This window comes from Pseudomonas sp. P116 (genome assembly GCF_020149425.1).
Classification (GTDB): domain Bacteria; phylum Pseudomonadota; class Gammaproteobacteria; order Pseudomonadales; family Pseudomonadaceae; genus Aquipseudomonas; species Aquipseudomonas anatoliensis.
Genome location: NZ_JACVHB010000001.1, coordinates 1,203,024 through 1,227,938, shown reverse-complemented (window position 1 = coordinate 1,227,938; position 24,915 = coordinate 1,203,024). Strand labels below are relative to the sequence as shown.

At 58.5% G+C, this 24,915-nt stretch carries 27 protein-coding genes; 25 read left to right on the top strand and 2 right to left on the bottom strand.

All coding sequences use genetic code 11. The features are described from left to right. The first annotated feature begins 72 nt into the window (after positions 1-72). From ICA15_RS06085 to rpoS, 8 genes are all read left to right on the top strand, one after another. Complete coding sequence (locus tag ICA15_RS06085; RefSeq protein WP_042557895.1) at positions 73-1,185, top strand: S-(hydroxymethyl)glutathione dehydrogenase/class III alcohol dehydrogenase; 1,113 nt, start codon at positions 73-75, stop codon at positions 1,183-1,185. 65 nt (positions 1,186-1,250) lie between these two features. Next, entirely contained in the window at positions 1,251-2,096 is an 846-nt protein-coding gene (fghA, locus tag ICA15_RS06080) for an S-formylglutathione hydrolase (protein ID WP_210553883.1), read from the top strand. A 44-nt stretch (positions 2,097-2,140) separates the two neighbouring features. After that, positions 2,141-2,614, top strand: a complete 474-nt coding sequence (ispF, locus tag ICA15_RS06075) for a 2-C-methyl-D-erythritol 2,4-cyclodiphosphate synthase (protein ID WP_042557897.1) — start codon at positions 2,141-2,143, stop codon at positions 2,612-2,614. Beyond that, positions 2,611-3,669 (top strand): tRNA pseudouridine(13) synthase TruD, encoded by a 1,059-nt coding sequence (gene truD / locus ICA15_RS06070; protein WP_210553882.1) that lies wholly within the window; start codon positions 2,611-2,613, stop codon positions 3,667-3,669. The genes ispF and truD overlap by 4 nt, the downstream gene beginning before the upstream one ends. Then, entirely contained in the window at positions 3,657-4,406 is a 750-nt protein-coding gene (gene surE, locus ICA15_RS06065) for a 5'/3'-nucleotidase SurE (protein WP_008081730.1), read from the top strand. The genes truD and surE overlap by 13 nt, the downstream gene beginning before the upstream one ends. Before the next feature lie 41 nt (positions 4,407-4,447). Continuing rightward, the gene (locus tag ICA15_RS06060) at positions 4,448-5,083 is read left to right on the top strand and encodes a protein-L-isoaspartate(D-aspartate) O-methyltransferase (protein ID WP_170947254.1); all 636 of its coding nucleotides are present in this window, start codon (positions 4,448-4,450) and stop codon (positions 5,081-5,083) included. Positions 5,084-5,294: 211 nt separating this feature from the next. Continuing rightward, positions 5,295-6,164, top strand: coding sequence for a peptidoglycan DD-metalloendopeptidase family protein (locus tag ICA15_RS06055; protein ID WP_210553881.1), 870 nt, complete (start codon positions 5,295-5,297; stop codon positions 6,162-6,164). Positions 6,165-6,270: 106 nt separating this feature from the next. Further along, positions 6,271-7,281 carry an RNA polymerase sigma factor RpoS gene (gene rpoS / locus ICA15_RS06050; RefSeq protein WP_150597634.1) on the top strand — a complete coding sequence of 337 codons (1,011 nt, stop codon included), beginning with the start codon at positions 6,271-6,273 and terminating at the stop codon, positions 7,279-7,281. A 539-nt stretch (positions 7,282-7,820) separates the two neighbouring features. Here the strand turns inward: rpoS and fdxA are convergent. Both fdxA and mutS read right to left on the bottom strand, forming a co-directional pair. Continuing rightward, positions 7,821-8,144 carry a ferredoxin FdxA gene (fdxA, locus tag ICA15_RS06045; RefSeq protein WP_007908827.1) on the bottom strand — a complete coding sequence of 108 codons (324 nt, stop codon included), beginning with the start codon at positions 8,142-8,144 and terminating at the stop codon, positions 7,821-7,823. Between the two features lie 163 nt (positions 8,145-8,307). Then, on the bottom strand, positions 8,308-10,887 hold the full coding sequence (mutS, locus tag ICA15_RS06040) for a DNA mismatch repair protein MutS (RefSeq protein WP_210553880.1): 2,580 nt from the start codon (positions 10,885-10,887) through the stop codon (positions 8,308-8,310). Between the two features lie 202 nt (positions 10,888-11,089). Between mutS and ICA15_RS06035 the strand changes: the two genes are divergently transcribed. The 17 genes from ICA15_RS06035 to ICA15_RS05955 all read left to right on the top strand — a co-directional run bounded on the left by ICA15_RS06035 (position 11,090) and on the right by ICA15_RS05955 (position 24,906). After that, entirely contained in the window at positions 11,090-11,833 is a 744-nt protein-coding gene (locus ICA15_RS06035; RefSeq protein ID WP_150604695.1) for a helix-turn-helix transcriptional regulator, read from the top strand. 557 nt (positions 11,834-12,390) lie between these two features. Continuing rightward, positions 12,391-12,816: a tail fiber assembly protein gene (locus ICA15_RS06030; RefSeq protein WP_210553879.1), complete on the top strand. Its 426-nt coding sequence runs from the start codon at positions 12,391-12,393 to the stop codon at positions 12,814-12,816. A 256-nt stretch (positions 12,817-13,072) separates the two neighbouring features. Further along, positions 13,073-13,411 (top strand): phage holin family protein, encoded by a 339-nt coding sequence (locus ICA15_RS06025; RefSeq protein WP_047299923.1) that lies wholly within the window; start codon positions 13,073-13,075, stop codon positions 13,409-13,411. 70 nt (positions 13,412-13,481) lie between these two features. Beyond that, positions 13,482-14,003, top strand: coding sequence for a hypothetical protein (locus tag ICA15_RS06020; protein ID WP_047299924.1), 522 nt, complete (start codon positions 13,482-13,484; stop codon positions 14,001-14,003). A gap of 3 nt (positions 14,004-14,006) precedes the next feature. Continuing rightward, a complete protein-coding gene (locus ICA15_RS06015; RefSeq protein WP_150618095.1) occupies positions 14,007-14,615 on the top strand; it encodes a phage baseplate assembly protein V in 609 nt (202 codons plus the stop codon). Positions 14,616-14,629: 14 nt separating this feature from the next. Beyond that, a complete protein-coding gene (locus tag ICA15_RS06010; protein WP_016985063.1) occupies positions 14,630-14,962 on the top strand; it encodes a phage baseplate protein in 333 nt (110 codons plus the stop codon). Continuing rightward, positions 14,959-15,954: a baseplate J/gp47 family protein gene (locus tag ICA15_RS06005; RefSeq protein WP_210553878.1), complete on the top strand. Its 996-nt coding sequence runs from the start codon at positions 14,959-14,961 to the stop codon at positions 15,952-15,954. Before ICA15_RS06010 ends, ICA15_RS06005 begins: the two co-directional genes overlap by 4 nt. After that, positions 15,951-16,586 carry a phage tail protein I gene (locus tag ICA15_RS06000; RefSeq protein ID WP_210553877.1) on the top strand — a complete coding sequence of 212 codons (636 nt, stop codon included), beginning with the start codon at positions 15,951-15,953 and terminating at the stop codon, positions 16,584-16,586. Before ICA15_RS06005 ends, ICA15_RS06000 begins: the two co-directional genes overlap by 4 nt. After that, positions 16,587-18,491, top strand: coding sequence for a phage tail protein (locus ICA15_RS05995; protein WP_210553876.1), 1,905 nt, complete (start codon positions 16,587-16,589; stop codon positions 18,489-18,491). It begins immediately after the preceding gene. A gap of 26 nt (positions 18,492-18,517) precedes the next feature. Then, a complete protein-coding gene (locus tag ICA15_RS05990) occupies positions 18,518-19,066 on the top strand; it encodes a DUF4376 domain-containing protein (RefSeq protein WP_210553875.1) in 549 nt (182 codons plus the stop codon). A gap of 99 nt (positions 19,067-19,165) precedes the next feature. Further along, complete coding sequence (locus tag ICA15_RS05985; RefSeq protein WP_210553874.1) at positions 19,166-19,351, top strand: hypothetical protein; 186 nt, start codon at positions 19,166-19,168, stop codon at positions 19,349-19,351. Positions 19,352-19,353: 2 nt separating this feature from the next. Further along, positions 19,354-20,520, top strand: a complete 1,167-nt coding sequence (locus ICA15_RS05980; RefSeq protein WP_210553873.1) for a phage tail protein — start codon at positions 19,354-19,356, stop codon at positions 20,518-20,520. After that, complete coding sequence (locus ICA15_RS05975) at positions 20,520-21,026, top strand: phage major tail tube protein (protein ID WP_047299932.1); 507 nt, start codon at positions 20,520-20,522, stop codon at positions 21,024-21,026. Before ICA15_RS05980 ends, ICA15_RS05975 begins: the two co-directional genes overlap by 1 nt. Before the next feature lie 155 nt (positions 21,027-21,181). After that, entirely contained in the window at positions 21,182-21,763 is a 582-nt protein-coding gene (locus ICA15_RS05970; protein ID WP_210553872.1) for a phage tail assembly protein, read from the top strand. 128 nt (positions 21,764-21,891) lie between these two features. Next, positions 21,892-24,318 (top strand): phage tail tape measure protein, encoded by a 2,427-nt coding sequence (locus ICA15_RS05965; protein WP_210553871.1) that lies wholly within the window; start codon positions 21,892-21,894, stop codon positions 24,316-24,318. Then, positions 24,318-24,701 (top strand): phage tail protein, encoded by a 384-nt coding sequence (locus ICA15_RS05960; protein WP_150618087.1) that lies wholly within the window; start codon positions 24,318-24,320, stop codon positions 24,699-24,701. Before ICA15_RS05965 ends, ICA15_RS05960 begins: the two co-directional genes overlap by 1 nt. Further along, positions 24,694-24,906, top strand: coding sequence for a tail protein X (locus tag ICA15_RS05955; protein WP_210553870.1), 213 nt, complete (start codon positions 24,694-24,696; stop codon positions 24,904-24,906). The genes ICA15_RS05960 and ICA15_RS05955 overlap by 8 nt, the downstream gene beginning before the upstream one ends. The last annotated feature ends 9 nt before the right edge of the window (positions 24,907-24,915 follow it).

Here is a 24,915-nt window from a genome sequence, read left to right as displayed (position 1 = left end):
TATTCATCGTCAGGCCATGTATTACACTCCTTGTCTGCTTTTTTTATTTAATGGATTCACTGGAGAGTCAGCATGATCAAGTCGCGCGCAGCCGTTGCCTTTGAGGCCAAGAAGCCGCTGGAAATCGTAGAAGTTGATGTCGCCATGCCCAAGGCCGGTGAAGTGCTGTTGCGCGTAGTCGCTTCCGGTGTTTGCCATACCGACGCCTACACCTTGTCCGGCGCTGACCCGGAAGGGATTTTCCCTTCGATCCTCGGCCACGAAGGTGGCGCCATCGTTGAGGCGATCGGCGAAGGCGTGACTTCGGTTGCTGTAGGCGATCATGTCATCCCGCTCTACACCCCGGAGTGTGGCCAGTGCAAATTCTGTAAGTCGGGTAAGACCAACCTGTGTCAGGCCATTCGTGCGACCCAGGGCAAAGGCTTGATGCCGGATGGCACTTCGCGTTTTTCCTACAAGGGCGAAACGATTTTCCACTACATGGGTACTTCGACCTTCTCGGAATACACCGTGTTGCCGGAAATCTCCGTGGCCAAAATCGCTAAAGACGCACCGCTGGAAAAGGTCTGCCTGCTCGGTTGCGGCGTCACCACCGGTATCGGTGCAGTGCTCAACACCGCCAAGGTCAAACCGGGCGACACCGTGGCCATTTTTGGTTTGGGCGGCATCGGTCTGTCGGCAGTCATCGGTGCAGTGAAGGCCAAGGCCGCGCGCATCATCGCCATCGACATCAACCCGGCCAAGTTCGAAATCGCCAAGCAGCTGGGTGCGACTGATTGCGTAAACCCTAAAGACTTCGACCGTCCGATTCAGGAAGTCATCGTCGACATGACCGATGGCGGCGTCGACTTTTCCTTCGAGTGCATCGGCAACGTGCAACTGATGCGCGCCGCCCTCGAGTGCTGCCACAAAGGCTGGGGCGAGTCGGTCATCATCGGCGTTGCCGGTGCCGGTCAGGAAATCGCTACCCGCCCGTTCCAGTTGGTCACCGGTCGCGTCTGGCGCGGTTCGGCATTCGGCGGCGTACGTGGCCGCAGCGAATTGCCAAGCTACGTCGACATGGCCCAGAGCGGTGAAATCCCGCTGGATACTTTCATCACCCACACCATGGGCCTGGAAGATATCAACAAGGCGTTCGACCTGATGCACGAAGGCAAGAGCATTCGTACCGTCATCCATTTCTGATCAATCGTGATGTCATGGCTACAAGTCTTGAAGGCTTGTGGCTGTGACCGCGTAGGAGTTTTTACATGAGCCTGGAAAACATCTCCTGTCAGAAGAGTTTTGGCGGTTGGCACAAGCGCTATCGTCACCGTTCCGACGTGCTGGGCTGCGACATGGTGTTTGCCGTGTACCTGCCGCCGCAGGCGGAGCAGGGCGGCAAGCTGCCGGTGTTGTACTGGCTGTCGGGGCTGACCTGTACCGACGAGAACTTCATGCACAAGGCCGGCGCGTTGCGCATGGCTGCTGAACTCGGTCTGATCATCGTCGCGCCGGACACCAGCCCGCGCGGTGCCGATGTGCCGGGCGATCCGGATGGCGCGTGGGACTTTGGTCTCGGTGCCGGGTTTTATCTGAATGCCACGCAGGAGCCTTGGTCGCGGCACTATCGGATGCATGACTATGTCGTGCAGGAATTGCCTTCACTGGTTGAAGCGCATTTCCCTGCGTCCGATAAACGCAGCATCAGCGGCCACTCCATGGGTGGCCACGGTGCGTTGGTGTGTGCCTTGCGCAATCCGGGACGTTATCAATCGGTGTCGGCGTTTTCTCCGATCAACAACCCGATGGATTGCCCTTGGGGGCAGAAGGCATTCTCGCGTTATCTGGGTGAAGACCGTTCGAAGTGGAAAGAGTGGGATGCCTGCGCGCTGATCGCCGAGGCTGACGAGAAGCTCCCGCTGCTGGTCGATCAAGGTGATCGCGATGATTTCCTCGCGACTCAGCTCAAACCCGAAGCCTTGCAACAAGCGGCAAAACAAGCGGGTCATCCGCTGACGCTGCGCTTGCAACCGGGCTACGACCACAGCTATTTCTTCATCTCAAGCTTTATAGACGACCACTTGCAGCATCACGCACAAGCCCTTCGGGGCTAATGCAGGTAGAATCACGCCCTGACAAAAATCGGGGCGTTTTTTTTATGCGTATTGGCCACGGCTATGATGTGCACCGTTTCGCTGAAGGCGATTTCATTACTCTGGGCGGCGTGCGCATTGCACACAGCTTCGGGCTGCTCGCTCATTCCGACGGTGACGTCCTGCTGCACGCCTTGAGCGATGCCTTGCTCGGCGCGGCTGCGCTGGGCGATATCGGCAAACACTTCCCGGATACCGACCCACAATTCAAGGGCGCCGACAGCCGTGCGTTGTTGCGTCATGTGGTCGGTCTGATCCACGCCAAGGGCTGGAAAGTCGGCAACGTCGATAACACCATCGTTGCCCAGGCGCCGAAAATGGCCCCGCATATCGAATCGATGCGCGCACTGATCGCCGCGGATCTTCAAGTTGAGTTGGATCAAGTGAACGTGAAAGCTACCACCACCGAAAAGCTTGGCTTTGTCGGTCGCGAAGAAGGCATCGCCGTACACTCCGTTGCCTTGTTGCTGCGCGCATGAATGAACTGCAATTGCTCGGCCCGCGCGCCTACGGCGAACCCCTCGGCACCGCGCTACTGAAAGCCATCGCTGAAGATTTTCAGGTGGATGAAGTTCTGGATATTCCGTTCAGCGGCGACGGCGAACACCTGTGGATCTGGGTGGAAAAACGTGGTCTGAACACCGAAGAAGCCGCACGGCGTATCGCCAAGGCTGCCGGTGTGCCGCTGCGCACTGTCAGCTACGCCGGTCTCAAGGATCGTCAGGCGCTGACCCGCCAGTGGTTCAGCGTGCAACTGCCGGGCAAGGCAGATCCTGATCTGTCGGCGGCGGAAAACGACACGTTGAAAATCCTCAAAACCACTCGCCACAAGCGCAAGCTGCAACGCGGCGCGCATTCGGCGAATGGTTTCACGTTGCGCCTGACGCAATTCGCCGGCGACAAAGCCGCGATTGAAGAGCGCCTGCAACTGATCGTCAAACAAGGTATTCCCAATTATTTCGGCGCCCAGCGTTTCGGCCATGACGGCGGCAACGTCGTCGACGCCCGTTCGTGGGCGGCGCGCAAGGCCCTGCCGGAGCAGCGCAATGTGCGCTCACGCCTGCTGTCGACGGCGCGCAGTTTTCTGTTTAACCAGGTGTTGGCTGCACGTGTGGCAGATGGCACCTGGCAACGTGCGCTGGTTGGCGATCTGCTGGCTTTCACCGATAGCCGCAGCTTCTTCCCGGCCGGTGAAGCTGAATTGAGCGACCCGCGTCTGGCGATTCTCGATTTGCATCCGACCGGCCCGCAGTGGGGTGAAGGTGACTCCCCGGCCGCTGGCGCTGTCCATGATCTGGAGCAGGGGATTGGCGCGCGTGAAGCGGATCTGCGCGATTGGTTGATCAACGCCGGCATGAGTCACGAACGTCGCATCCTGCGGCTGCCCATTGGCGGGTTGACGTGGCATTATCCCCAGCCTGACATTCTGCAACTGGAATTCGTCCTCCCGGCCGGATGCTTCGCCACTGTATTAGTGCGCGAGCTCGTTGATCTGGTGCCGGTGGGGCAGACGGACAGCCCATGCGTATTCTGATTTCTAACGATGATGGGGTAACCGCACCCGGTCTTGCCGCGCTTTATGCTGCGCTGGCGGATTACACCGAGTGCGTGGTTATCGCCCCTGAGCAGGACAAAAGCGGCGCCAGCAGTTCGCTGACGCTCGACCGTCCGTTGCACCCGCAATACCTGGCCAACGGCTTCATCAGCCTCAACGGCACGCCAACCGACTGCGTACATCTGGGCCTGAATGGCTTGCTGGAACGCCAGCCGGACATGGTGGTTTCCGGGATCAACCTCGGCGCCAACCTTGGCGATGACGTGTTGTATTCCGGTACGGTGGCGGCGGCCCTTGAAGGACGTTTCCTCGAGCGACCGTCGTTCGCCTTCTCGCTGGTCTCACGCCAGGTCGATAATCTTCCTACGGCAGCCTACTTTGCGCGCAAACTGGTCGAAGCCCACGCCGGGCTCGATCTGCCGCCGCGCACGGTGCTCAACGTGAACATTCCCAATCTGCCTATCGACCACATTCGCGGCATCCAGCTGACCCGACTGGGGCACCGTGCCCGGGCGGCGGCGCCGATGAAAGTGGTCGACCCGCGTGGCAAGGCCGGTTACTGGATTGCGGCCGCCGGCGATGCCGAAGATGGCGGCCCGGGCACCGACTTTCATGCGGTGATGCAGGGCTATGTTTCGATCACGCCGCTGCAACTCGATCGCACCTTCAATGATGCCTTCAGAAGTCTCGATGGCTGGCTGGAGGGACTGCGCTGATGGCTCGCGAACACGAAGACAGAATGCGCAGCGGCATCGGCATGACGTCCCAGCGCACGCGGGAACGTTTGATCCAGCGTCTGTATGAAGAAGGTCTGTCCAACGCCAAGGTGCTGGAAGTCATCCGGCGCACGCCGCGTCACCTGTTCGTCGACGAAGCGTTGGCGCACCGCGCTTATGAAGATACAGCGCTGCCGATCGGCCATAACCAGACCATCTCCCAGCCTTATATGGTGGCGCGCATGAGCGAGCTGCTGTTGGAGGCCGGTCCGTTGGACAAGGTGCTGGAGATCGGCACCGGTTCCGGTTACCAGACTGCCGTGTTGTCGCAACTGGTTGAGCGGGTGTTCTCGGTCGAGCGCATCAAGGTCTTGCAGGATCGGGCCAAGGAACGTCTGGTCGAACTCAATCTGCGCAACGTGGTGTTCCGTTGGGGCGACGGTTGGGAAGGCTGGCCGGCGCTGGCACCGTACAACGGCATTATTGTCACCGCCGTGGCCACCGATGTGCCGCAAGCGTTGCTTGATCAACTGGCACCGGGCGGGCGCCTGGTGATCCCGGTCGGTTCCGGAGAAGTGCAGCAATTGATGCTGATCGTGCGTGAAGAAAATGGCTTTTCTCGACACGTTTTAGGCGCCGTGCGTTTTGTGCCTTTGCTTAATGGCCCACTGGCCTGAGCATTTATTCAACGGCGCTGAATTCCTTTCGTTGGCCTTGGTCTTACACCGGCAGCGATCGTTTAAACGCAGCAGATTGTCAGCTTGCAAACGTGTGCGTGAAGTGATTTCGCTTCATTAAAGGTAAAGCCGATTCGGCCCGTTATACTTGCGACACCTCATGCCGGAGTTCGGCATTCGAATTTTTCAGCCACCACAAAGGGAGCGGCGGGTGAGTCTCACTGTCATTGCGCAGCGTATGGGTAACACGAGCTTTCAGCGCCTGGTGACTGGCCTTGTCTTGAGCACCTTGCTGGTGGGTTGCTCCAGCACCAAATCGAGCAATGTCCGGGTGGTCGATCGCAACGGCGCGGTCGCACAGCGTCCTACCGTGACGACCGGCCAATATGTAGTCCGTCCGGGCGATACGATGTTTTCCATCGCGTTTCGCTACGGCTGGGACTACAAAGCCCTCGCGGCACGGAACAATATTCCTACGCCGTATACGATCCATCCGGGTCAGACAATTCGCTTCGACGGGCGTACCGGTTCTACGCCGACTGCCGTGGTGAGCAGCGCCAGTTCTTCGCCATCATCGTCCAGCAAAACCACCGTAATCCGGCGCCAGGCAAATGGCACGACGACCACCACAACCCGCGGTTCTACGAGCGCTGTACCGTCCGTCGCCAACAAGCAAACCCCGGCTCCAATGCCTCCAGCCGGTCCGGCCCCGACCGGCTGGGGATGGCCATCTAATGGCATTCTGATTGGTAAATTCTCTTCAAACGGTAGTTTGAATAAAGGAATTGATATCGCCGGAGATTTGGGACAGCCTGTTTTAGCTGCGTCTGATGGGACGGTGGTTTACGCCGGGAGTGGCTTAAGGGGCTACGGCGAATTAGTCATCATCAAACACAGCGAAACCTACGTCAGTGCTTACGGACATAACCGCAGGCTGTTGGTTCGGGAGGGACAGCAGGTCAAAGTCGGACAGACAATTGCCGAAATGGGGTCAACGGGTACAGACCGGGTGAAACTGCATTTTGAGATTCGCCGACAAGGTAAACCAGTAGATCCGCTGCAGTTCCTGCCAAGGCGTTGATTTGCAATCCAGCCTGTTCCGTCGCGTAGAGGGGACAGGCTCCAGCGTTGCCAAGGATAGAGGCGTCGCTTGAGCTTGGGGTCGAACTCACCAAAGGACTATAACAATGGCTCTCAGTAAAGAAGTGCCGGAGTTTGACATCGACGATGAGGTTCTCCTTATGGAGACCGGCATCGATTCGGAATCTTCGATGTCGAATGATGAAGGGGCTGCTCCACCTTCCGTTCGTTCCAAATCCAAACAATCCGCCACACTTAAACAACATAAATACATCGATTACACTCGGGCACTTGATGCCACGCAGCTGTATCTCAACGAAATCGGCTTTTCCCCGTTGCTCTCCCCCGAGGAAGAAGTTCATTTTGCGCGCTTGTCGCAAAGTGGCGATCCGGCGGGGCGCAAGCGCATGATTGAAAGTAACCTGCGGCTGGTGGTGAAAATCGCCCGGCGTTACGTCAATCGGGGGCTGTCGCTGCTGGATCTGATCGAAGAGGGCAACCTCGGCTTGATCCGCGCGGTAGAAAAGTTCGACCCCGAGCGCGGCTTCCGCTTCTCGACCTACGCGACCTGGTGGATTCGTCAAACCATCGAGCGCGCGATCATGAATCAGACCCGGACCATCCGGTTGCCGATCCATGTGGTCAAGGAGCTCAATGTGTACCTGCGGGCTGCACGGGAGCTGACGCAGAAACTCGACCACGAACCTTCACCCGAAGAAATCGCCAACCTGCTGGAAAAACCGGTGGGTGAGGTCAAGCGCATGCTGGGCCTGAACGAGCGTGTTTCTTCGGTCGACGTCTCGCTGGGTCCGGATTCGGATAAAACCCTGCTGGACACACTTACCGATGATCGTCCGACCGATCCATGCGAACTGCTGCAGGACGATGACCTGTCGCAGAGCATCGATCAATGGCTGTCGGAGCTGACCGACAAGCAGCGCGAGGTGGTCATCCGCCGCTTCGGCCTGCGCGGCCACGAGAGCAGTACGCTGGAAGATGTAGGCCTGGAGATCGGCCTGACCCGGGAGCGGGTAAGACAGATCCAGGTAGAAGGCCTCAAGCGCCTTCGCGAAATCCTTGAGAAGAATGGCCTGTCGAGCGAGTCGCTGTTCCAGTAAGCGCTTCAAACGACCGCCCGCAAAATGCCCCGACTGGTTCGGGGTTTTTTGTTGCCTGAAATCCACGTCGAATCTTGGCTCTGTGTAGGAGCTGCCGAGCCTTCGGCAGCTCCTGCAAAAGATATCGGTCGAGATTTGTAGTCTCACTCTGTAAGCCTTTGCTTACTGTTTCGTAAGTGTTCGTTATTTTTACACGGCAGTAGACGTCGATATTTCCAATGGTCAGTTTTTAACTTATTGATTCGTATACTTATTTTCTAATATGAAACGCTTGTGACAGACCGTTTAAGCGTCCAGGACCTGTTGCTCTTACCTAAGAATTCTCTAGTATCCGGGTTGTGTCGACGGACAGGCACGCCCTTCAAGGAAGAGGGGAAAGGACATCGCAGGATGCGATTCATCAGGACGATGAAAGGGAACACAGGGAATAGGGAAAAAATGTGGGCGGGTCAAACCGCCCCTTTTTTTGTCTGCAAAAAAGTAAAACCCGCAAAAGCAAAAAGGCCCGCAAGGGGCCTTTTTTTCGAGCGCGTGACAGATCAGCGTTCGAGGTCTTTGATCTTGCCTTTGACGCCATCCCACTCTTCGGCATCCGGCAGCGATTCTTTCTTCTCGGTGATGTTCGGCCAGATTTCCGCCAACTCAACGTTCAGCTGGATGAATTCCTGCATCTCTTCCGGAACTTCGTCCTCGGAGAAAATGGCTACGGCCGGGCATTCTGGTTCGCACAGGGCGCAGTCGATGCACTCATCCGGGTGAATCACCAGGAAGTTCGGGCCTTCGTAAAAGCAGTCCACCGGACAGACTTCTACGCAGTCGGTGTACTTGCACTTGATGCAGTTGTCGGTGACGACGAAGGTCATTTCTAGTTCTCTCCTCAGGCGGCGGCAGCGTTTCCCCTTCACGGTTGGGGTCGCCAGGTTCGGGAGCGATGTCTGCTGGCCAGGCTATTAGCCAGTAGCATCCCAAACCGCGCGAGATTCTAACAGCTTGAAGCCGTTTGCGTTATATCCGCTTCTTCAGTGCTTATATCCGGTTCTTCAGCGCATAGAGCATTTCCAGAGCACGACGAGGAGTCATATCGTCGATATCCAGTTTGGCCAGCTCATCCAGTACCGGGTGCGGCAGGCTGGCGAACATATCGCTCTGTTGCGGCGCTGCGGGTTTTCCCTTGACCGGTTTCGGCGCTTCATGGGGCAGCGCGGTCTCTTCCAGTCGACTCAGATGTTCCCGCGCCCGCACGATGACTTCGCTCGGTACGCCCGCCAGTTGCGCGACCGCCAGGCCGTAGCTCTGACTTGCAGGCCCTGGCAGCACATGGTGCAGGAACACAATGCGCTCGTTATGTTCGGTAGCGTTGAGGTGGACGTTGGCCACCAACGGCTCGGCTTCCGGCAACACGGTCAGTTCGAAATAGTGCGTGGCGAACAGCGTGTAGGCACGCAGATGCGCCAAGCGCTCGGCCGCAGCCCAGGCCAGCGACAGGCCATCGAAGGTGCTCGTGCCGCGTCCGACTTCGTCCATCAGCACCAGACTGCGTTCTGTGGCGTTGTGCAGGATGTTGGCGGTTTCGCTCATTTCCACCATGAAGGTCGAGCGGCCACCGGCCAGGTCATCACTGGAACCGATCCGGGTGAAGATCCGATCAACCAACGACAGTTCGCAACTGGCCGCCGGCACGAAGCTGCCGATGTGTGCCAGCAGCACGATCAAAGCGGTTTGCCGCATGTAGGTGGATTTACCGCCCATGTTCGGGCCGGTGATCACCAGCATTCGCGTGTTGTCATCCAGACTCAGGTCATTGGCCACGAACGGCGTGGTCAGGACTTGCTCGACCACCGGGTGACGACCCTGGGTGATGCGCATGCACGGCTCGCTGACGAAACGCGGGCAGTTCAGATCCAGATTCAGTGCGCGTTCGGCTAGGTTGCTCAGCACGTCAAGCTCGGCCAATGCGCCGGCAGTGTCCTGCAGCGGTGGCAACTGGCTGATCAGATCTTCGAGCAGCGCCTCATAGAGCATCTTTTCACGAGCAAGGGCGCGGCTCTTGGCCGACAGCGCCTTGTCTTCGAACTCTTTCAGTTCTGGCGTGATGAACCGCTCGGCACCTTTCAAGGTCTGGCGACGGATGTAATCCGCCGGTGCCGATTCGGCTTGCTTGCTCGGCAGCTCGATGAAGTAGCCGTGAATACGGTTGTAGCCGACTTTCAGGTGGGACAGCCCGGTGCGAGCCTTTTCCCGGGCTTCCAGATCGATCAGGAACTGGCCGGCGTTTTCGCTCAGCGATTGCAACTCGTCGAGTTCGCTGTCGTAACCGGTCTTCAACACGCCGCCGTCACGTATCACCGCAGGCGGGTTGTCGATAATGGCTTTTTCCAGCAGTGCCGCCAGTTCAGGGTAAGTGCTGGTGGTTGTCGCCAGACTTTGCAGGTGCGGCGCTTCCAGATCGGTCATCGCTACTTGCAGTTCCGGCAGCGCGCCAAGGGCATCGCGCAGGCGCGCAAGGTCACGCGGACGCGCATTGCGCAGGCCGATTCGCGCGAGAATCCGCTCGATATCGCCGATTTCCGTGAGCTGCGGTTGCAATTTTTCGAAACGATAGCGATCGAGCAGGCAGGTGATCGATGTCTGACGCGCCAGCAGCACGGTCAGATCACGCAGCGGGCGGTTCAGCCAACGGGTCAGCAGACGGCTGCCCATGGCGGTCTGGCAGCGATCGACCACCGATTGCAGCGTGTTGTCGCGGCCCCCGGCCAGGTTGGTGTCGAGCTCCAGATTGCGTCGGCTCGCGCCGTCGAGCACAACCGTGTCATCTAGACGTTCGTGGCGCAGGCTGCGCAGGTGGGGCAGGGCGGTGCGCTGGGTTTCCTTGGCGTAGGCCAGCAGGCAACCGGCAGCGCCGATGGCCAGGGTCAGGTTTTCGCAACCGAAGCCCTTCAGGTCCTGGGTGGAAAACTGCTGACAGAGACTTTTCAGCGCCGAATCACGCTCGAAATCCCACGGCGCACGACGCCGCACGCCACGGCGTTTTTCCGCCGGCAGATCCCTCGGCCAGTCATCCGGGATCATCAGTTCCACCGGGTTGACCCGCTCAAGCTCTGCCAGCAGGTTTTCCCAGCCCTTGATTTCCAGCACGGTGAAGTTGCCGCTGGTGATGTCCAGCACCGCCAGACCAAACAGGCGCTCGTCGCCCAGCACGGCGGCGATCAGGTTGTCGCGGCGCTCATCGAGCAGCGCCTCGTCACTGACCGTGCCTGGCGTGATGATCCGCACCACCTGACGATCAACCGGCCCTTTACTGGTGGCCGGATCGCCAACCTGCTCGCAGATCACCACCGACTCGCCAAGCTTGACCAGTTTCGCCAGGTAACCTTCTGCCGCGTGGTAAGGAATCCCACACATCGGAATCGCCTGTCCCGCCGATTGCCCGCGCGCAGTCAGAGTGATGTCGAGCAGCTTGGCGGCCTTCTTCGCGTCTTCATAGAAGATCTCGTAGAAGTCACCCATGCGGTAGAACATCAGCTGATCCGGGTGCTGATTCTTCAGGCGCCAGTATTGCTGCATCATCGGGGTGTGGGAGGACAGATCGGAGACGGCTTTATTCATCGGATTGTCAGGCAACTCGTTAAAAGATGTAGGGCAAAAGCGGGGACAACGGCCGGGCTTTTCCGCGATGGGCGCAAGGTTAACATGGGGAGTCTGCTCGACGCAGGCATCGCGAGTCGCTGTGCATTTGCTTCGTCGAAAAGACGCTATATGCATTGATTATGCAAATCAGCATTTGTCTTCGCGAATAACTTCAAGCAATATGCGCGTTATGCAAAAACGCAACGTATCCTCCGTCTTAAGAGCACTGCTCGATCAGCACGGGATCTCCCCCACGGAGCTCCACCGTCGCACCGGCGTGCCTCAATCCACTCTCTCGCGGATTCTCAGCGGGAAGATCGTCGATCCTTCGGATAAACATATTTCGAAGATCGCCGAGTACTTCGCCGTGAGCACCGATCAGTTGCGCGGGCGCGCGGATGTCGCGCCGTCGGCGGGTGCCGGTCGCGGTGAAGTACACGCAGAACTCAAGGACATAATGCTGTGGGACGACGACACACCTGTCGATGACGACGAGGTGTCGGTGCCGTTTCTTCGCGAGGTTGAATTGGCAGCAGGATCAGGAAGATTCGTCATCGAAGAGAGCGAGCGCTCTAGCCTGCGCTTCGGCAAGCGTAGCCTGCGCCATAACGGTGTGCAGTTCGACCAGGCCAAATGCGTGACCGTGCGTGGCAACAGCATGTTGCCGGTGTTGCGTGACGGCGCCACCGTGGGTGTCAACGCGGGCAAGTGCGGCATCGGCGACATCATTGATGGTGATCTGTACGCGATCAACCACAACGGCCAGTTGCGGGTGAAGCAGCTCTATCGCTTGCCTACCGGCATTCGACTGCGCAGCTTCAATCGTGACGAGCATCCGGACGAGGACTACAGCTTCCAGGAAATCCAGGAGGAGCAGATCGTCATCCTTGGGCACGTCTTCTGGTGGGGCATGTACGCCCGGTAATCACACCGCTTTCAGATGAAACCCGCCATCGGCGGGTTTTTTTTCGCCCGTTAAAAACCCTCGGAGCCTTGATCTATGCGGCGTTCATGCGTGCGTGCATTTATTGCGCATAAATAAATGCATCAATGCATTGACTGTATATGCATCCATGCATATTATTGCCACCAAGCCGCTCGACAAAGCGGCTGGAAACGAAAGCTCTTTAGTTCCACAAGAACAGGCAGCGATGAACCGGCCTTAACGGTTCAGAGGGTTGGCAACTGACCCGGGTGTGCAGCGTAAAGCACCAGAAGCAGTTATCCGGCGGGCAGGGACCGCGGTCGGAAAAACAATCTTAATGGACTCGTACCGCGCCAGTAGCGCCGAAAAGTCAGCTTCCTTTTTTGAACACAGGAATTAAAGGAAGGCGAAGGAGCGCATTACTGAAAAGCCCGGCCAATGGCCGGGCTTTTTGGAATGCCTACCTGTCGAAATTGGCGTTTGTCCCAATCGCGGTTAACGCAAGGTTGGCAGAAATGAAAACAACATTTATTGAAACTTCGTAGTAAGGAAACATGATGAATCGATACGTATTTATTGACGCGTACAGCCCGCCCTTTACCCGCGCGGTACAAATTGTGGATGCAGAGGAGTCGCCACAGTTTACGCCTCCAGGGCCGTCTGGTTATTGGGTAGAGGTCTCTATCGACACTCCGGTTCAAGTGGGCTGGAAGGGTAATTACGTTGGCAATGGCTGGGTGTTCACTGAGCTGACCTACCAAGATAACGTCGTCGTCCTTGATATTCGAGTACGCCAGCTACTGACTCAGGCCGCTAGCTGGCTGACGGTCAATCCTCTTCAATACAAACTCGACCTGGGTGTTGCCAGCACTTCCGAGACCGAACTGCTGCTTGCATATAAGCAGTATTGCATCGCAGTCAGTGAGATTAAAAACCAACCTGGCTATCCCTATACAATCAACTGGCCAGTTGCTCCCTTCTAATCCACCCCCTTGGGAAAATCCAACATCGAGATTGCATCATGCAATGGCGCGACTTTTTTAGTCGCGTCTGCAAAATTGTGTTCAGTCAGATGATCGAAGATCGAGCAAGTACTAAAGCTATCTTTGCTTTCAGCGACAATATCGGTGTGGTCACAACTTAACTTGTACTTCGGCGGGCATTCTTGGAATGCCCGCTTTCAGAGATATCGTTTGAACGGACATAAAAAGCGAATAAATCACTCCCAGGAGGCGTGACATGACAAGCGAGCAACAAGCGTTGGCGGAAATGCCGATCTGGCTGGTCATCCTCCTTGCCGTAGTGGGCGGGGTGTCCGGCGAAATGTGGCGCGCCGACAAAGAGGGCGCCCGTGGCTGGTCACTGCTGCGGCGCCTGGCCCTGCGCTCCGGCGCCTGCATGATCTGCGGCGTGTCGGCGATCATGCTGCTGTATGCCGCAGGGTTGTCGATCTGGGCCGCCGGCGCGTTCGGTTGCCTGACCGCCATGGCCGGCGCCGACGTGGCCATCGGTCTATACGAGCGCTGGGCCGCCAAGCGCATCGGCGTCTGCGAAGTTCCGCCGCGCGACCAGCCTTAACCTGAGTGTTTCTCCGTGCCGCCATTTTGGCGGCAGGGCTGCGCGTGGACGATTGAAAAGGAGGTCATGCATGCCCACACCGATCCAGCAGCCGTCGCAACTGTTTACAGCCATCGCGACGACGCTGCGCAACACCGCCGCGCTCAATATCAATGTCGGCAATCACGACGATTTCACTGCACCCGGCGAACAAGCCTGGGTACTGATCGACATCGAACGTAATGCACCGGGAGAGCGCGCAGCCAACGGGCGTATTGCCCATGTGTTGACGTTGTCACTGCAAGTCATCCCGGCGCTTTCCGCGAGTGCTTTTGCAGCCTGCGATCTGATTGCCGTGTTGAAAAACCTGATCACCGACAACCGCTGGAACCTGCCCGGCGATCAATGCGATCTGCCGATGAACATCGATGGCTTGCCGTCATTGCTCATCCGCACAGAGCAGCCATACAAAGCCTGGACGTTGTCATTCAACCAGACTCTTTACCTCGGTCCGACCTTGCTCGACGACCCGCTCGGCATCCCGAAATTCGCCCGCACCTGGGAGGTCAGCAACATCGACGACCCCGACCAATACACCACGCTGGAGGCCTGACCGATGTTCGACGCATTACTGCGCATGCAGCTGGGCCCGATCATCGAACGGCTGGCCGAGATGGAAGCGGAGATCGAAGACCTGCACCGACGTGCCGAAAGTTTCTGCCGCATCGGCGTCTGTCAGGAAGTCGACGCCGCGAGCAACACCTGCAAGGTCAGCCACGGTGGATTGCTTACGCCATCGATCAAGTTCTTCAACCCCAGCGCTGGCGCTCAAAGCGAATCGCGGATACCGACGGTGGGTGAGCAGTGCCTGCTGTTCAATTACGGCAGCGGTGAAAGCGGCGCGCAGAGCGTGGCGTTGTTCGGCTTGAACAGTGATCGTTTTCCGCCCACCTCGACCATACCGACGCTGACGCGCCGCGTGCATCAGGACGGCAGCGAAAGCGCTTACGACGACGCCACGCACACGCTGAATTGGCTTAACGGCCCGGCGGCTTTCAACGGGTCTCGTGAATCGCTTGAACTGAGCATCGGCCCGGCGCGACTGACGCTGACCCCGCAGGTGATCAACCTGCAACTGGGCGCCGTCGGCCTGACCATCGACGCTTCGGGCGTTCACTTCAGCGGCCCATTGGTGGATCACCAGGGCCGTGTCATAAGCCCCTGATCTAAGAGCCTCCCATGATCGGAATCGATAGAGACAGCGGGGCCACGGTCGACGACTGGCTGCAGTTTGTGCAGCGCGCGACCCGGGCCCTGACCACGCCGCTGGGCACTCGGCAAAAAAGGCCCCTCTATGGCTCGCTGATCCCCACGCTGCTGGGGCAGAACCTCGGTGACGACGTCCTGCTTCTGGCCCAGAGCCACGCGGCGCAGGCGTTCTACAACAAGCAAAACGGCATCGATGATTTTCAGCCGCAAGTGATTGTCGCCAGCCGTCAGGGCGCCGGCCTGTTGCTGCGTTTCGCCGGCACCTGGAAAAACCGTCAACAGACTTTCGAGGTAGTGACATGAGCATGTTGATCCCCGGCCAGAACCAATTGGCCGAACCTTCGCTGATCACCGTCGAAGCCTTCGAAGACCTGCTCGCCGAGTTCAAGACCTTTGTCGTCGAATACGTCGGCGCCCGAGCACCGGACAGCGCAGCAAAACTCAAGAGCAGCCTGGAAAACGAAAGCGAATTGCTGACGCTTGCGCTTGAAGCGTTTTGCGTCCGGCTGCAAACCCACGAACGCAAATACAACGCCCGCATCAAGCAGATGCTGGCGTGGTGGGCGACCGGCAGCAATCTCGATGCACGGCTGGCCGACATGGGCCTGGAGCGGCAGTTGCTCGATCCGGGCGATCCGGCAGCCTTCCCGGCGGTGCCGGCGATTTATGAAAGCGACGACGATGCGCGGCTGCGTTATTACCTCGCGCCCCATGCCCCGGCGGCGGGTTCGCGGATGCAGTATCGCCGCGAAGTGTTCACCCTCGGCGAGCGGCCGACAGTGAAAGTCGAGTCGTCCGATGCCGGCGTGGTGAACGTTACCTACACGTTCAACCCCGACGGCCTCGCCGCGAAGGTCAAGGATGGCAACGGCCGCCGCACAGCGCCCGGCGAAGTGCAGGTCACTGTGCTTTCCCGCGACGGTGACGGCACGCCTTCCGAGGCATTGCTCAATGGCGTTCGCCAACACTTTGCCCGGCCCGATGTCCGCCCGGAAACAGATCGGGTCACGGTCAAGGCTGCCGACATTCAGCGCTACAAAATCCGTGTCGTCGCCAAGATCAACTCTGGCCCCGATTCGGGCCTGACCCAAGTCGCTGCGCAACAACAATTGCAGGCCTACGCCGACAGTTGTCATCGCCTTGAAGGGCGGGTCGATCCGAGCTGGATCGACTACACGTTGCACAGTGCCGGCGCCGTGCAACTGCAAATTCTTGAGCCGGTGGATTCGATCATCACCAGCGCGTTTGAAGCGCCGTACTGCACGGCGGTCGAAGTCGAGGTGCTGACTATATGAGCGATCAGACTCAGCGCCCGACGTTGCTGCCGGCGAACAGTTCGGCACTGGAGCGAGGGCTGGATCTTGGCTTCGGCGCACTGCTTGATCGCATCGCGCCGCCGTTTCCCGAATTGATGAATCCGAGCGAAACGCCTGTCGCATTCCTGCCGTATCTGGCAGCCGATCGTGGCGTCGCTGAATGGAGCACGACTGCACCGGAAGCGGAAAAGCGCCTGACCGTCGAACTCGCCTGGCCCACCGCGCGCCAGGCCGGCACACGCAAAGCGCTGGAGAACGCCGCCAAGGGTTTGCAACTGCGCCCGGAAATTCGCGCCTGGTACGAACAGACACCGCCCGGCGCGCCGTACAGTTTTTCCGTGCGCGCCTTCAGCGACCAACCCTACAGCGCAGCAATCGACGCTCGTCTCGACCGCCGTCTGGCGGATGCCAAGAGCGAACGGGACATTCTGTCGGTGTCGGTCGGGTTGAGCGCATTCGGCAGCCATTACATCGGCGCCGCGACCTTCTGCGGCGAACTGACCACGGTTTATCCGGTGTTCATCGAAGGGCTCGAAACCTCGGGAGAGGCGTTCATGGCTGCCGGCATGTACACCGTCGAAACATCCACTATTTATCCTCAGGGGGCCTGAATGGCTGACTATTACACCCTGCTCACCAACGCAGGGATTGCCTACGAAACGGCGTGCAAGGCCGCGGGCACGCCGATCAAGTTGACACAGATTTCCGTCGGTGACGGCGGCGAGGGCGGGGTCTACAACCCGGCCGCAACCGCCACCTCGCTGAAACGCGAAGTCTGGCGCGGGCCGCTCAATGCGCTGTTCCAGGACGAGAAAAATCCTAGCTGGCTGCTCGCTGAAGTGACCATTCCGCCGGATGTTGGCGGTTGGTATGTGCGGGAAGCGGGGCTGTGGACGGACACTGGCGTTCTCTACGCCATCGTCAAATATCCGGAGTCGTTCAAACCGGTTCTGGCCAACTCGGGGTCGGGTAAAGAGTTCTACATCCGCTCGATTTTCGAGACCAGTAACGCGTCGCTGGTGACATTGTTGATTGATGACACGGTGGTGAAGGCGACGCGTGCGTGGGTCATGAGTTATCTGGCCGAAGAACTCGGCAAACTTGATGGCAAGCAATCGGTACGCATCGCTGCAACTGGCAACGTGGTGATGAAAGGCGCGCAGCAGATTGACGGTGTGGCGGTAATTGCCGGTGATCGCGTGTTGCTGGCGAACCAGACTTTGGCCAAGGACAACGGCCTATGGATTGCTGCCAACGGTGACTGGGTTCGAGCGAACGATGCCAGCACCAGTGCCAAAGTCACGCCGGGCCTGACGGTGATGGTGGAGGAGGGCACGGCGAACGGTGATTCGCTTTGGCACTTGACCACTAACGCACCGATCACACTCGGCACCACTGCACTGACCTTCAAGATGCTGGCCGGGCGCACCGGAATTGCTGCCGGCACTTACAAGAGTCTGACCGTTGACGAATACGGCCGGGCGACGGCTGGTGCCAATCCCGAAACGCTGGCCGGGTTCGGTATTAAGGATTCGTACACCAAGGCTGAAGTTGAAGCGTTGATTGCCAAGGCGTCGGCGTTGCCGGTGGGTTCGATAGTTGCGTTCCCGGTTGATGCACCACCGCCGGGTTTTCTGGAGCTGGATAACAGCGTCAAGAGCAGTGCGACTTACCCAGACTTGAGCGCTTATTTGGGCGGCAAGTTTAATAAGGGGGATGAGGGTGTTGGGAATTTCCGCTTGCCTGAGACGCGTGGGGAGTTCTTGCGTGGTTGGGATCATGGGCGGGGTGTCGACAGTAACCGCGCGGTCGGCAGTTACCAAATTGACACTTTGCAAAATATAACCGGTGTCTTTGACGGCTATCTTGACATCACGTCGGCAAGTGGTGCGTTTGAAAAAAGTAATCTGAACACTGCGCCGAATCCCGTTAGCCAAAAAAACGCTTATCACGCCGTTACGTTTGATGCCTCCAAGGTAGCGCGTACCTCTTCTGAAACACGTCCACGCAACATTGCTGTCGTTTGGTGCATCAAAGCCTGGAACGCGTCTGTCAATCAGGGAAACATCGACCTGGCTGCGTTGGCTGTAATGGCGCAGCAAGCGACTGAACTGAATCAGGGCACAGCAAAAATCGCCACCCAAGCCCAGGCAGACGCGGGCACTGATGACAAAGCCGTAGTCACTCCCAAAAAAATGCGTTGGGGATTTTCAATTGGCATTTCTGAGAACTTGGGCAGTAGCTACGTTGTATTTCCGACGTGGCTCGGAGGTTTGATCATTCAGTGGGGTATGACGAACGCAATCGCATCCGGCGCAAATTACCTCCAGGCCTTTCCGGTAGCGTTCCCGTTGTTTGTGCCAGCAGTGTTTACGACTTATCCCAATGCTGCAGTGGATGCGCCGACGAGCTCGACCTATATCGGTCAGGTTCGAGCTCAGAGTAAGGCAAACGTGACCATTCGCAACATTGGCCCCACCCCGGCACAATTTTATTTTCTGGCTATCGGCCGTTGAGGCAGAGAACCAGTCGAGGGTTAGCTATGAAGTTCGCAACATTTAGTGAAACCGGTGAGTTGACCGGACGTTATGACTCGGCCCTTCACTCAGTCATTCCTGAACAAGCGGTCGAACTGAGCGATGAAGTTTTTCTCGCCACCAGAACCGATCAAACGGGTGAGTGGAGGCTGTTAGATGGACAGGTCGTAAAAGTACCCTTCGCAATAGCGGAGCCGAATTACCCCGAACTGTTCGCGCAAACGCGGTTCTTGCATGAAACACACGGTATCGCTGTAGAGGGATTGAATATAGAAACAACTCGCGACAGTCAGGCACTTATTGCCAGTACCGGACTGTCAGCGATTCTCGACCCGGAGTACCGATGCAACTTTAAAACGCTGGATGGGTTTGTCCAGCTCGACGCAGCGCAAATTCTGAACATTGCCAGATCTGTCCGGGCTCACGTCCAAGCCTGTTTTGACAGAGAGCTGGACCTGTTGAGTGCATTTGAGTCCGGTACTTACACAGACCAAATGCTCGTGGACGGCTGGCCCGATTCTTCCACGGACACGCCGGTCTCCGCGCATCCATAAACGCCCCGAACCCCGGGGCGTTTTCTTATCCGCCAAAAAAAACCAACACCCGCCAAAGCCCCTCCCCGAGGGGCTTTCCCGTTCATGGAGAAACGAAAAATGGCAACCCGCCAAACCTACACCGTGCTCGTCCCATTCCCCACCGGGGGTGGTCACTGGTCGAGCATCGGTCAAGACCTTGATCTGCTCGACGTCGAGGCGAGTGCGTTGCACATCGCTGGTCGACTTGAACTGAAAACACCCTCCACTCAGGCCATAAAGGCCGCTGCCAAGAAGGCTGACTAAACATGGCTGAGGTTCTGAACTTCGAGCACAACGGCATTACCGTCAATGCCACTGAATCCCCCGAGGCCATGGGTGGCCTGGGTGACAACGTCATCGGTCTAGTCGGCACCGCGCCGAAGGCTGATCCGCTGATTCCGCGTAACGCACCGTTCCGCATCAACAGCTTCACCACCCATGCACTGCTTGATCCGACCGGTTCGGAAGAGGGCACGCTGTATCACGCGGTCTACCAGATCCTCAAAGTGGTCAAGGTGCCGGTGTATGTCGTGATCGTCGAAGCGGGTGCGACCCCGCCCGATACCGTTAACGCAGTGATCGGCGGCGTCGAGCCGGCGACCGGCCGCAAGCTCGGTCTGGCGGCGCTGGGCAGTGTCCCGGAAGACCTGACCATCATCGGCGCGCCGGGCTTCACCGGCACCAAAGCGGTGGCCAGCGAGTTCGCCTCGTTCGGCAAGCGCATCAAGGCCCGTGTGGTGCTGGACGGCAAAGACGCTTCGGTCGCTGACCAGGTTCTGTACAGCCAGGAACTCGGCGGCGCCGACCTCGGTTTCGACCGTTGCCTGGTGGTGCACAACATGCCCGCCGTTTACTCCAAAGCGGCGAAGAAAAACGTCTTCCTGTCGCCTTCCAGCCTGGCGATCGCCGCGCTGGCCAAGGTCAAGCAGTGGGAGAGCCCGGGCAACCAGGTGACCTACGCCGAAGACGTCTCGCGAGTCGTCGAATACAACATCCTCGACACCTCCACCGAAGGCGATCTGCTCAACCGCTACGGCGTCAGCTACTACGCCCGCACCGTGCTCGGCGGCTTCTCGCTGCTGGGTAACCGTTCGATCACCGGCAAGTTCATCAGCTACGTCGGGCTTGAAGATGCAATCAGCCGCAAGTTGGTGAAGGCTGGCCAGAAAGCCATGGCCAAGAACCTGACCAAGTCCTTCATGGATCAAGAGGTCAAGCGCATCAACGACTGGCTGCAAACCCTGGTCGCCGACGAAACCATTCCAGGCGGCAGCGTGTATCTGCACCCGGAACTCAACAGCGTCGAGAAGTACAAGAACGGCACCTGGTACGTGGTCATCGACTACGGCCGCTACGCGCCGAACGAACACATGGTTTATCAACTCAACGCCCGCGATGAAATCATCGAGCAGTTCCTGGAGGACGTTCTCTAATGTTTACCAACCGTAATCGCCAGGCCATCGCGGCCACTCTGCAAGGCCTCCCGCTGTCGGCGACCGTGGAAGAATTTACTCCGCCGAAGATCGAATTCGACGTGGAAGAAATGCGCGGCGGCCGCTTCATTGTTGAAGAAATGGTCAAGGGTGGCAAAGCCCTCAACGCCAAGCTGACCCTGCAAGGCATGGGTACAGAGGTGATGCTGGCGCTGGGTGTGAACCTTGGCGACGACATTCTGCTGAACGTGCGTGAAGCCGGTCAGGATCAGGATGGCAACACCTGGTTCACCTACCACACCGTCGGCGGCAAGCTGAAATCCCTTGAGGAAACTGCGGTGAAAATGGGCGAAAAACCCAAGACCAACCTGGAGTTGTCCTGCCGCACCTACAACCGTCTGGAAAACGGCGTACCGGTGATCGACATCGACGTGCGCACGCAGAAGTTTGTGCTCAACGGCGTCGACATCCTCGGTGATGCGCGGCGTGCGGTGTTGATGCCGTAACCCCTCCCGACACCGCAAAAACCTGTAGGAGTGAGCCTGCTCGCGATGAGGCCAGCACATGCAATATCGATGTGACTGAAACACCGCTATCGCGAGCAGGCTCACTCCTACAAGGGAATGGTTACACCCCCCAAGAATCACCAAGGAATTCATTCATGTCGTGGATGCCACCCAAGCATGACCTGTTGTCGCCGATTACCGGTGACGACGGCTCGCAGATCGAGACGATCCAGCTCAAGCCGCTGTTCTACGCCGCGCAGAAAGACGCGCTGGAACGTGCCGGCGATGACGAAGACGATCAGTTCTTCGAACTGGCGCTGCTGGCCACCGGGCTCTCGGTCAAGGAACTCGACCAGCTCAAGCGCCCGGACTTTGTGAGCATCGCTCAGTACGTGCACGAAATGTCGACCCGTCCGGCGTCGCACTTTCTCGACCAGGTCGAAGACGCGGAAAAATCCGCCGATCCCGACCAGGTGCAGTTGCTGCAACCGCTCGCCATCACCGGTCGCACAGTCACCTCGCTGAGCCTGGAAATGCCAGTACTGCGCGCCACCAAAGTGATGAAGAAACTGAAAACGGCCAAGGAACGCGCCGAATTCATCACCGCCCATTGCACCGGCCTGATGATCCCCGATCTGGCCCAGTTGACCGTCCCTGACTGGACTCAGTTGCAGGTGCGCATAGACGATTTTTTAAACCAGCCGGCGGCCTACTTTCGGAACGCGACATCGAAGTAATCCTCGATATCGTCCCGCTCATTTACCCGGTAAGTGAGGCGGAAATTCTGGAATGGGACGCCGAAAAGGCGTTGCGCCGCTACGACATAGCGATCACTCGCCTTGGCGTGAAACAGGAGTAGAGCGGCATGGCAGAGAGCAAATATGCGCTCGTGCTGACCACCATGAATGGCGGCGCAGGGTATAACGCCACGGGCCCGGCAAGTGGGCAGTTGGTAATCGATGCGCTGGCCAGACCTCTGGCGGAACTGAAGTTGGCGGTCTTGACGGCGAGCCAGGATATTCGGCTGCTGATCAAGGAACAGGTCAGACTGCGGGATGTTATGGCCGCGCTGCAATCGCTTGCGAAGTTCAATTTAGCGGCTCCAGCAGCCGTTGCGGCGAGTGAGCCGAAGTCAAAACTCACGGCTGCAATCGAGCAGCGTCCACCCCGCGCATCTATGCAGCCAGCCATGGCACTTCAGACGGCCATGGCCAGACTCAAGCAAGTGCCAGGGATGAGCAGCGACCTCAAGAGCATGGAGAATGCCAACCGTGAACTGGCCAGCGAAAAGTCGATGGCCGGCAGTGGCGCTACCGCTGTAAGCCTGGCCGAGGTTGAGTATGCAGCCGGCAAGTCTGGTGTTGGCGCCAATCTCACAGGCGACGCGAAGGAAAAGGAACTGCTTGATTTCGGTCGCGATGCCGCGACGAATGCGACAGCGTTTGGCATTGAACTCAAGGCTGCAGGGGAAATGCTGGCCGCATGGCGAACCTCGCTCAAACTGGATCGTGCACAAAGTCAGAATCTGGCCGATGCCACCAGTCATCTCGGGAAACACTCGCTGAAAGCAACGGCAGCCGATATCGGCTCAGTGGTGCAGAGTTCCGGCGAAGCGGGCGTTGCAGCGGGTATTGCGCCTGAGCAATTGGCCGCACTGGCAGCCTCTCTGCTCAATGCTGATGTGGACAAGGCAACTGCCAGCGCCTCGGTGAAAAGTATTAGCGCGGCGCTGGCGAAGGGCGCCAAAGGCTCCGCTGAGGAGCGCGCGGCCTGGGCAACACTTGGACTTCAGCCAGACAAACTGACCGATGATGTGCCGCAAACCCTTTTCAGGACTTTGGAGGCGCTGAAGAAACAGCCGGCCAGCCAACAGGCCGCACTGCTCAAAACGCTGTTCAACGGCGATGAAGGCGTAAGCAAACTGCTGGAAAAACCGCAGGACGTCGGCCAGACGTTTGCACTGCTGACGGCTAAAAAACCGCTCGATCCACAGACCGAGTTGCTGAAGAAGTTATCCGGCGGTAGTGAGGGCTTACATCAGTTGATGGCACTACCATCGGCTGACGGAAAGGCGTTCTCACCGCTTCCTCTCCAAGGACCGACGCAAAGCCTTGAGCCGCAATACAAGGGTGCGGTGCAAAGGTCAGCTGATGCGGCAGGGGGCAGCGTACAACAAAGCCCGGACGCATATGAAGCCAGCAAAATTCGGCTGACGAAAGCCGTGGCCCCGAATGTGCAAATGCCGGATTGGCTCACCGCCAGCATGAACTTGATGGCGGACAAAGCCGAAGCGAATCCGAAAGTAGCGACGGCCCTGGCACTTGCGGCGGCGGGCATTACGTCGATGGTGGGGGCATTGCTGGCCAAGGCGTTTGACAACTTTACGGGAAAGCTTGTGAAGTCCGCGGCGGCCAGATTACCCTCGGGGCTTGGCAAGTGGATCGCCGATGTCGATGTTGCCGATATCAAGCCTGACACCTCCCCCGACACCTCCCCTGACACATCCAAAGCCCCCAAGGACAAACGTTCAACGGATAAGCCGGGCTCCACAGGGACCTCCGGCAGACGGGGTGGACTGAGACCTCGCCGGGTCCGCATCAACTCCAGGATTCAAGGCAAGGACGCCAATCGGCCCTTGCTGAGCCCCGGCGATTTTGTTGCTCCCAGACCTGTGATCAGCGCACCCGGACCCTGGCCCGGCAGCATGACGGCATTCGCCGGTTCATCGAGCGCCAGTTCAATGCGCGCAGCACCGTTGTCAGGGTCCTACGCCAAGGCAGGCAGGTTAGTCGCCAAAAAAGCACCACCACTGCGCCTGCTCAGCGCCGGTTATGAAATGGTCACTGGCGTGATGAAAGGGGACACCCGCTCGGTGGTGTCGTCCGGCGCCTCGTTGGCCGGGGCTTCTGCCGGCGCAGCCATCGGAGCGGCGATCGGCACTTTGATTCTGCCGGGTGTGGGCACCATGGTCGGCGGTTGGCTCGGAAGCATGGCCGGCGCTGAGATCGGTGCTTCGCTGGGCGACAAGCTAGGGGCTCAAGTCGATCGGCTTGATTCACCTGCGCAGGTCAGTAAAGAACTGACCGCAGTCGCGGCGACGCCTGCGGCCACCGTCGCGAATCAGCCTGTCACGCTCAACTCGACCATTCACATCAATGGGCAGGATCAGGCCAGCGCTCAGACACTGGCCAATCTGGTGGTGCAAACGACGATGAGCCAGTTGGGCCAGATCATGCCGACCAACCCCCTCGCCACCCGCCGTGACGCAGCCCTCACCGATGGAGTCGCCTGATGAAACAACAAATGGCACTGGGCAGTTTCATCTTCGGCCTGTCGCGAAACTTCGCCTACAGCACGCTGGCGCGAAAATCCGATGGCGGCTGGACGGAACTGCCAATCCTCACCAGTAAACCCAAGTCCAGCCAGACCGGGCAAAAGCCGGAAACCCTGACCATCAGCGGCACCTCGATGTACGCCGTCGCCATGGAGCGGCTCGATGAGTTGCGTGCGCTTCAGGCCCTGCGGGTGCCGCTGCCGTTGATTGACGGTATCGGTCGTAACTGGGGCCTGTGGCGGATCAACAGCATCGATGAAAACCAGAGCGAGGTCATCGATGACGGCACCGCGATGGTGATCAAGTGGACCCTCGGATTATCGGAGTTCAACAATGCGTAAGGTTCGAAGCGTGGCCGGTGATTCGGTGAATCTGCTGCTCTACCGCGAAACCGGTCGCAGCGATGACGCCGCCGAAGAGGCGCTGTGGAAACTCAACCCGACCCTGGCCGAGCACGGTCCGGTCCTGCCCGCGGGCATCTGGATCGTGCTGCCTGAACTCGACAGCAAACCCGTCGCGATCAAAGCGCTTACGGCCTGGGATTAAGGAGGTTGT